At 59.1% G+C, this 7,865-nt stretch carries 8 protein-coding genes and 1 pseudogene; 7 read left to right on the top strand and 2 right to left on the bottom strand.

Translation table 11 applies throughout. From position 1 onward, the window contains the following. The first annotated feature begins 431 nt into the window (after window positions 1-431). The 4 genes from B4E36_RS17945 (at window position 432) to B4E36_RS17930 (ending at window position 3,684) form a co-directional block, all read left to right on the top strand. Window positions 432-1,271: an IS5 family transposase gene (locus tag B4E36_RS17945; protein ID WP_414673780.1), complete on the top strand. Its 840-nt coding sequence runs from the start codon at window positions 432-434 to the stop codon at window positions 1,269-1,271. Between the two features lie 275 nt (window positions 1,272-1,546). Beyond that, window positions 1,547-2,083 (top strand): sterol desaturase family protein, encoded by a 537-nt coding sequence (locus B4E36_RS17940; protein ID WP_292051563.1) that lies wholly within the window; start codon window positions 1,547-1,549, stop codon window positions 2,081-2,083. A gap of 406 nt (window positions 2,084-2,489) precedes the next feature. After that, window positions 2,490-2,693, top strand: coding sequence for a DUF4167 domain-containing protein (locus B4E36_RS17935; protein ID WP_292051562.1), 204 nt, complete (start codon window positions 2,490-2,492; stop codon window positions 2,691-2,693). A gap of 124 nt (window positions 2,694-2,817) precedes the next feature. Next, on the top strand, window positions 2,818-3,684 hold the full coding sequence (locus B4E36_RS17930) for a transglutaminase family protein (protein ID WP_292051560.1): 867 nt from the start codon (window positions 2,818-2,820) through the stop codon (window positions 3,682-3,684). Between the two features lie 38 nt (window positions 3,685-3,722). On the opposite strand, the gene B4E36_RS17925 is transcribed toward B4E36_RS17930, so the two are convergent. Together B4E36_RS17925 and B4E36_RS17920 are read right to left on the bottom strand one after the other, a co-directional pair. Beyond that, complete coding sequence (locus tag B4E36_RS17925) at window positions 3,723-4,751, bottom strand: fatty acid desaturase (protein ID WP_292051558.1); 1,029 nt, start codon at window positions 4,749-4,751, stop codon at window positions 3,723-3,725. Between the two features lie 126 nt (window positions 4,752-4,877). Then, complete coding sequence (locus tag B4E36_RS17920) at window positions 4,878-5,048, bottom strand: cold-shock protein (RefSeq protein ID WP_345900637.1); 171 nt, start codon at window positions 5,046-5,048, stop codon at window positions 4,878-4,880. A 478-nt stretch (window positions 5,049-5,526) separates the two neighbouring features. Between B4E36_RS17920 and B4E36_RS17915 the strand changes: the two genes are divergently transcribed. The 3 genes and pseudogenes from B4E36_RS17915 to B4E36_RS17905 form a co-directional block, all read left to right on the top strand. Next, window positions 5,527-5,919 carry a hypothetical protein gene (locus B4E36_RS17915; RefSeq protein WP_292051556.1) on the top strand — a complete coding sequence of 131 codons (393 nt, stop codon included), beginning with the start codon at window positions 5,527-5,529 and terminating at the stop codon, window positions 5,917-5,919. Window positions 5,920-6,215: 296 nt separating this feature from the next. Then, window positions 6,216-6,470, top strand: a complete 255-nt coding sequence (locus B4E36_RS17910) for a DUF1488 domain-containing protein (RefSeq protein ID WP_292051554.1) — start codon at window positions 6,216-6,218, stop codon at window positions 6,468-6,470. Between the two features lie 10 nt (window positions 6,471-6,480). After that, window positions 6,481-7,865 (top strand): annotated as a pseudogene (locus B4E36_RS17905) (glycosyl transferase); the annotation flags it as partial.

The following is a 7,865-nucleotide window of genomic DNA, read 5'->3' as shown; positions in this document are numbered from 1 at the left end:
TCAGTTCTCAGTGAAAATCAACAGTCAGCTTTGCAGAAGTCGCTCTGCAGTGCCCAAACGGAAACGAGGGCGTCAATGGACTGCTCCGGTCTCCGCTACATCTGACGCGAATGGCGGGATCCTAACCTTTGTGCCGAAATGCTCGACTGGCGCTGGGCCGCTCGATAGGAAATGTCGGCTTTCGGGAACTTCATGTGCCAGTCGAACGTCCGAAACGGCGGCGCGAAGCTGCCGTCCGACCCTTCGGCCGGGTATGGGCGCGACACGGCCCGGGTTGACGGACAGCATCAGGTCTTGAAGGGATTAGGACCATCGGCCCATAATTTTCGCGACGGTGCACGTGCGAAAACGTCAACTTGGAGAAAGACTTAGTGTCTGCCCAAGAATGATGATTCTGACTTGAGGTTGAGTGAAGGCGGCAATCGAATTCTTTGTATTTTACGACAAATACGGAGAGACCGAATGGCCTGGCCCCCTTCACCCGTCGTCACCATGACAGACGCCGCCGGCGCGACGCAAGTGACCTGTCGGATCGTGAATGGAACATGATCGCGCCGTTTATACCATCGCAGCCGCGGCGGGGCCGAAGGCGCAAGACATCATTGCTGGACGTGCTGGACGCCCTCTTCTACCTGCTGCAATCGGGTTGCCAATGGGCGTTGCTGCCGCGTGATTTTCCGCCGAAAAGCACGGTTCATCACTATTTCAAACGGTTCTGCCGAGACGGGATGTGGCGGTGCATTCTTAACGCGATCTGCTGCCGGACGCGGCAACTGGAAGGACATGAAGACCAAACCATCATTGACAATCAGTCGGTCAAGTTCGGCTCGGACGCCCGTCGTGATATCGGTTATGATGCGGGCAAGAAGAACAAGAGCCGCCAGCGCCACATTCTGCTCGACAAGTTGAGCATGCGTTTCAAGGTGGATTTCCATTCGGCGGGCATTCCGGATCGCAACGGAGCAGTTCTTGTTTTCGACAAACTCGCCAACCGCTTTTCCTTCATCGAGAAAATCTGCGGCGAGGGCGGCTATCAGGGGCCCAAGATCGAACAGGCAAGCCCGCGACCCATAGAGATCGTCAAACGAAATCAAGCTGGATTTCAGGTACTGCCGAAGCGCTGGATTGTCGAACGAACGGTGGCATGGCTCGGTATAAACCGCAGGTTGGCAAAGGATTTCGAGCGGTTTTCGGCAACGAACCTCGCCTTCATCCGAACCGCTATGATCAAGATTATGACAATAAGTCTCGCACGATATCCGCTTTCTTGAACAGATTCTAAGATAAATCACGACGAAAGATTGAAAGCCGAAAGTATAGACATTAGATAACATAATATCCAAACGGCAATGACCGATCAAATCGACATGGCCTGCCTCACGATCTCTCCCATCTGGTTGCAAAATCGGTATTTCCAAAAGACTGTTTTTTAGTGTCCCAGCAAAAGGCGAAGTGATAGGTTGCATCAACCGCAGCTTCCTTTTGCGACGGGAAGCGGGGCAGGCCGGCTCCGCAACCGTGGAGACCGGGCCGCGAGGAACTTGATATGCTGCTTTCGAGAATGGGCTATTTTGCTGATTTCGTCGCCTATCCAGTGCTGATCGCAATATTGGGCGTGGCTGCCCCCATGTATGCGGGTGGCCATTGGGCTATCGCCGACATCGCGACATTTCTGGGTAGCCTCGCGCTTTGGACGCTGCTTGAATATCTTCTGCATCGCTTCGTGTTGCATCATCTGCCCTGGATCAGGGATATGCATGAACGCCATCACAGGGAGGTTCTTGCACTGGTCGGAACGCCAACATGGCTCAGTGTCGCCCTGTTCCTCGGCCTGGTATTCTTGCCGCTTTTTTTTCTGACCGGTTTTGCGATGGCAGGTATCACCACGTCGGGGCTGATGTCCGGATATCTCTGGTATGTGAGCGTGCATCACCTGGTACACCATCGGCATCCGGCGCATTCCGGCTATCTCTACAAGCTCAAGCGCAACCATGCAGTGCATCATGCGAACGACGCTTGTAATTTCGGCGTGACATCGCGGTTCTGGGATGACGTTTTCCACACCTCCCGCCCCGCGAGATAGGGGTGGCACAGAGAGCGGATCGCAAGTCTCGAAACGGCCGTCCTCGATACCGGCGGCGCCCGGATCGTCCTGCCGGGTTGACGGCATCGGAACGCAATACAGCCACAATGGCGTTATATCGTTCAAATCGTGTAATCCCTTCGCGTCCTGCTGACGGCAGGCGCACCTCTTCTTTCAATCCGTGACGTTCAATGGCCGCAGTCGAGCCCTTACTCCTGCGTGTAGGCCCCATGAAAACCATTTCGAGAAGACCGCCGACACCGGCAAGATTTGCCGATCGACCGCGACCGCCCAAGCCTGAGAGGCAACAGGTCCTCAGCCGCGCTGAATTGCGCAGGGTCGTCGCCGATCAGATCGACTAACCGCATTTTCACCAATCAGGAGCGATCCCCGGGTCGGCTTATACATGGAAAAACAAAATACCAGGCAACGGCCCGACCGCAATACCGCGGCATCGCGAAAGGGCCTGTTGGAAAAATACCGCCAACACCTCGCCTTCGCCGCCCTCAAGGTTTCGGCGGGCGACCGCGTCGGCGCGGAAAACGACTACCAGCACGCCGAACATTTCTATCGCAGCGCCGCGGAGTTTCAAGAGCCTGACCGGAACTGATCCGGACGAACGGCCGTCGCCGCGTTCGGGACGGCATGACGCCCGTCTGCGGAAACGGCCTGACAAGGGCGGTACCGCCGGCAGCCCTCCCGAGGACGACAAAGGATGAGGCGCGCAGAGCGACATGACCAAACTCAGTATCAGGCACCGGACAACCTATAGCTATCGCTATCCGGTGCTTCTCGCTCCCCACAGGCTGACCATCCGCCCGCGCGAGAGCCACGATCTCCTGCTCGTCAGCCACGACATCCATGTTTTTCCCGCGGCCATGCTGAACTGGTCGACCGATGTGTTCGGAAATTCGATCGCAATGGCCACTTTCGCAGAGCCGACGGCGAACCTTGCCATCGACAGCGCAGCGGTCGTCGATCTCCGGGCGGCAAACTGGCCTGTCTTCAACATCGCCGCATCCGCGATCACCTATCCCTTCTTCTACGAACAGAATGCGTGGAAAGACCTCGGCGCGCTTCGCGATCAGCAATATCCCGACCGCTTCAAAACGCTCGATCGCTGGGCCCGCGGCTTCGTTGGCGGATACGGGACCGATACGCTGTCCCTGCTGAAGGATATCAGTGCCGGCATTGCGAACCAGCATATGTATCTGAGCCGGGAGGCGGAGGGCACGCAAACGCCGGTCGAGACGCTGACAATGAGGTCCGGCACCTGTCGCGACTTCGCTGTGCTGTTCGCCGAGGCGGTTCGCCTGCTGGGATTTGGCGCACGGATCGTGTCGGGCTATCTCCACAATCCCACCCGGATGCTTACAGGATCGGGCGACAGTGGGACCACGCACGCATGGGTGGACGTATTTCTTCCCGGCGCCGGCTGGATCACCTTCGATCCGACCAACCGCAGCATGGGCGGCGCCAACCTCATCCCCGTGGCCGTCGCGCGGGACATCGCCCAGACCACCCCGATTTCCGGCGGCTTCACCGGCGCGACGGACGCATTTCTGGCAATGAATGTCGCGGTCGACGTCGTCGAACTGTGAAGACTACGCACTGCCATGCGCCCGGTTCGCCCGTGCGATTACACCGTCGGGCGTGACTGCCGGAAGGAGACCAGGCGGCGGGTTTCATCGTCCCACAAAACGAGGTTTACGCAACGCAGGCTCTCGAGCAGCGTGATGCGGCCGATCCCGCGCAATTCGGGATAGTCCCGCAGGACCTCCGGCAGCCGGTAGAACGGCACCTTCGCGGCGAGGTGGTGGACATGGTGGATGCCGATATTGCCGGTGATCCAGCGCAGCGGCAGCGGCAAGTCATAATGCGAGCTGCCGTGAAGCGCGGCGCTCTGGAAATTCCAGTCCTTCGCCTCTGCCCACTCAGTCTCCTCGAACTGATGCTGGATGTAGAACAGCCAGACCCCGGCCGTTGCTGCCATCAGCGTGATCGGTACTTGCACCATCAGGAAGGATAGCGGCCCCATCAGCCACATCAGCAGGGCAACCGGCAAGGCGGCGCCAATGCTGGTGGCGATGGTGGATGTCCACGGTTCCATTCCCGCGCGCATCAGGCCGAGCGGCAGCCGGTACTGGCAGATGAACAGCCATGCCGGGCCAAGACCGAACATCACCGCCGGATGCCGGTAGAGCCGGTAACGCAGCCGTCCGAAGCGGGACAGCGCGCGATATTCGCGCACGGTCAGCGTATCGACATCGCCGATGCCGCGCTTGTCGAGATTGCCGGTCGTGGCGTGGTGGACCGCGTGGGTCCGGCGCCAGTAATCGTAAGGGGTGAGCGTGAACACGCCGATGACGCGGCCGATCCAGTCATCGAGACCGCGCCGGCCGAACAGCGCGCCATGGCCGCAATCATGCTGCAGGATGAAGAGCCGCACGAGAAAGCCGGCCGCCGGAACGGTCAGCAGCAGCCCCCACCATATGCCATTCACCACGGCGAGCCCCGTCAACACCCAGAGCGCGACGAATGGCAGCGCCGTGATAGCGATCTCGACCGTGCTGCGCACCGTGCTCGGGCGCCGGTATGGCGCGAGCGCGGCCGTCCAGAAACGATCGTTGCGTTCGATTGCGGCGGCGTTCTCGATGCTGCGTTCCATGGATTTTCCAGTTTCGGTTGGGCGCCAGCAAGTGCACGAGACCAGCATGCCGCAGGTATCGCAACCAGGTGCGCGCGGCGCTGAATGCAAGACGGGTCGGACGCAATTCCGACCTGCCTGTCCGTCTCAATCTTTCGTGTCCGCACAGCCGTGGCCACGAAGCAAGGTCGATGCGTATGTTGCCTTGAGGTTCTCGGCGGCGGAGATATGAACGAACACATCTGCACAACCGTCCTCTGCCTCGACAAAATCGGAACCCCTGGCGGCGTTGAACAACTTCACTGTACCAGTGCTCATGACGATTTCCTTTCAATCAGTCAGAGAGGATTGTCCGATGCGTCCGAAGGTTGCGACCGGACGATAAAGTCGACGTTGATGGAAATTCACCGGAGCGCGAGGTTCAAAAATAAAGTTCAGCAAACAAGTTCGATGACGTTTATATGTGCCTCTTAGGTTGCAAAAAACAAGAAATATCAAAATAATAATTACAGATATTGAAAATATTTTTCGAAATCTATTTTAAAATAAACCTATCAATTCACGAATTCATACATATATATAAATTGTCAGATAGATACGACCACTCATAAGATTGCCTTTCGTAAATCCATCTCCGTTCGCGTCATGATTTGACGCGGTGATGGCGTTCGATGCCCGAAAAAGCGGCATTTTCCGAATGCATGGCGAGACTTCGGCACACACCGCGCCAAGGCAGCAGAGAATCGCTACCGCCGCCCCACACTCAAACGACCCGAAATCGGAAGGAATCGATATCATGGCAGCAGCAACCAACGGCAATCCGTCCATCGGCCAGCGATGGGCAGCCTATCATCCAGCAAAATCGACGCTCGTCTGGGCATGCGCCGCAACCGCCGTGGTCACGATGATTGTCGGCTTCACCTGGGGCGGCTGGGTCACGGGCGGCACATCTCGAGACCTCGTGGCGGAAGCCGGTAATCTCTCCCGCTCCGAGCTGGCGACCGTCATCTGCGTGGAACGGTTCAGATCCGCACCGGATTCAGCTCAACAGTTGGCCGACCTGAAGGCGATGACCAGTTCCTACAACCAGCGGCAGTTCATAGAAGCTGGCGGCTGGGCGACGATGCCGGGCAACACCACCGCCGACCGCTCCGCGGCCTCGGCCTGCGCCAGCACCCTCGTGAGCTGATCGAATCTTCGGTCTTGCGCAGCGGAACCGGGGTTGGTCTCATTGCCGCAAAAACTGTCCGGGCTAAACCAGGTTGTCGGGCCCGCCGCCTGGCATAACCTTTCCCGAATGGAGGTCTGCATGGCCAAAGCCAAAAGCGCAGCAGTCGCGAAATCAGAGAACCAAAAAAGAAAAATGCGGCCGCCCCAACAGCGCCGGTTCTCGGCTCGCAGGTCCGGGACGCCGGAAACAGCAACAAGGTTCGCGGCAAGCCGAAGGGCTGAACCCGCCCTGCCTTTTTTCAAGGATTCCGAATTATGGCACTCGACTTCCCCAACCAGAGCCGCAGCTACGACAAAACCGGCCACCGCGTCCGTTTCACCGGCCATGACGGCATGTTCGAGGTGATGTTCTTTGTCAGGGCCGATGCGCTCAAATATCCCGAAGATGGCGAAGCGAACTACCTCGCCGCCTTCGATGCGGCACGATCCAGGATCTACGCTGCGGCCCGCAAACTATACGCCAAGGGCCGCAAGGCCATGTACGTGATGACGGCGGCCGACTTCGCCTGACCGACCGGAAATGGCGACGGAACATCGGGCATGTCTGCCTGACGACAACGTCTGGAAGACACACACCGCAGCATCGCATCATCCCGTGAAGTTTGCACTGTCAGGCCGGATAACCGGAGGACCGCGTCGGCGACGTAACAAAAGCTCACGCGTGAACGCCGTTCACGCCGGGCAGAAAAGGCACGTCTTGAAAATAAACCTCAAATTCCCGGGCGCCCGCATCGCATCGCCGCTCTGGAGCGACCGCGCTCCCGTCAGACAGGAGCTTTTCAGCACCGAACGGCTGGAACAGCACGCGATCAGCCTTGCGGCAGCCCAGCCGGTGTCAGGCAAGGCGCCTGCCGTCATGTCGCTGCACAAAAGGCTCAGCGGCAATGCCGCTGTCCTCTTGTCCGCATACCGGGCGAGCATCGCCGAGCTGAAGAACGGGCGGGAAGTGGTGCCGGCGGCCGAATGGTTGCTCGACAACTATCATCTGGTCGAAGAACAGATCCAGGAGATCAGAAATGACCTTCCGCCCGGCTATTATCGGCAATTGCCGAAGCTGGCTGATGGCCCGTTCGCCGGCTATCCAAGGGTTCTGGAACTGGCCTGGGCCTTTGTCGCACACACCGACAGCCTGTTCGACAGGGACAAGCTGAAACGGTTTCTGACGGCCTATCAGCAGGTTCAGCCGCTGACCATCGGCGAATTGTGGGCAGTGGCGATCACATTGCGGTTTGTCCTCGTCGAGAATCTGCGGCGGCTGGCCGACCAGATCACCGCCGGCGACGCGGCGCGGGCCGAAGCGTCGGCGCTGAGCGCGAGGCTCCTTGATCCGGGGGCCGAAGAGGCTGCTTTCAGCGCGAACATTGCAGCGCGATCAGCGGCTCCCCTGCCCGAGCGTTTCGCCGCGCATCTTGCCAAGCAGTTGCGAAACAGGGACCCCTCGACAACGCCGGCGCTGGCATGGCTGGAGGAAAAGCTGGCCCAGCAAGGGTCGTCGATCGAGGAAGTCGTCCAGCATTCCCAGCAAAGACAGGGCGCATCGAATGTCACCATACGCAATATAGTCACAAGCATAAGGCTGATTTCCGACATCGACTGGACGGAGATGTTCGAAAGCGTCAGCCTGGTTGACGCGCGGATGCGGGCCGCGAGCCATTTCGCAGACATGGACTTCCCGACCCGCGATCTCTACCGAAAGGCGATCGAGCAGCTTTCGCGCGGATCGTCGCTCACCGAGCTGGACGTCACCGGGAAAGCACTCGATGCGGCTCGGCTATCGTCTTCGGATCAAAGCGACGCGATCGAGGCGGCGCGCTCCGCCGACCCGGGCTATCACCTGATTTCCGAAGGCCGGCCCGCGCTCGAACGCGCGATCGGGTTTCGCCCTCCCGTTCGCCTGTGGCTCGG

Source organism: Martelella sp. UBA3392 (assembly GCF_002358775.1).
GTDB classification, from domain to species: Bacteria; Pseudomonadota; Alphaproteobacteria; order Rhizobiales; family Rhizobiaceae; genus Martelella; species Martelella mediterranea.
This window is presented reverse-complemented; position numbering and strand designations above follow the sequence as displayed.

Coding starts and splice junctions, on each gene's coding strand:
- B4E36_RS17935 (WP_292051562.1), top strand. CDS start 2,490: ATGGAAAAACAAAATACCAGGCAACGGCCCGACCGCAATACCGCGGCA.
- B4E36_RS17940 (WP_292051563.1), top strand. CDS start 1,547: ATGCTGCTTTCGAGAATGGGCTATTTTGCTGATTTCGTCGCCTATCCA.
- B4E36_RS17925 (WP_292051558.1), bottom strand. CDS start 4,751: ATGGAACGCAGCATCGAGAACGCCGCCGCAATCGAACGCAACGATCGT.
- B4E36_RS17910 (WP_292051554.1), top strand. CDS start 6,216: ATGGCACTCGACTTCCCCAACCAGAGCCGCAGCTACGACAAAACCGGC.
- B4E36_RS17920 (WP_345900637.1), bottom strand. CDS start 5,048: ATGAGCACTGGTACAGTGAAGTTGTTCAACGCCGCCAGGGGTTCCGAT.
- B4E36_RS17930 (WP_292051560.1), top strand. CDS start 2,818: ATGACCAAACTCAGTATCAGGCACCGGACAACCTATAGCTATCGCTAT.
- B4E36_RS17915 (WP_292051556.1), top strand. CDS start 5,527: ATGGCAGCAGCAACCAACGGCAATCCGTCCATCGGCCAGCGATGGGCA.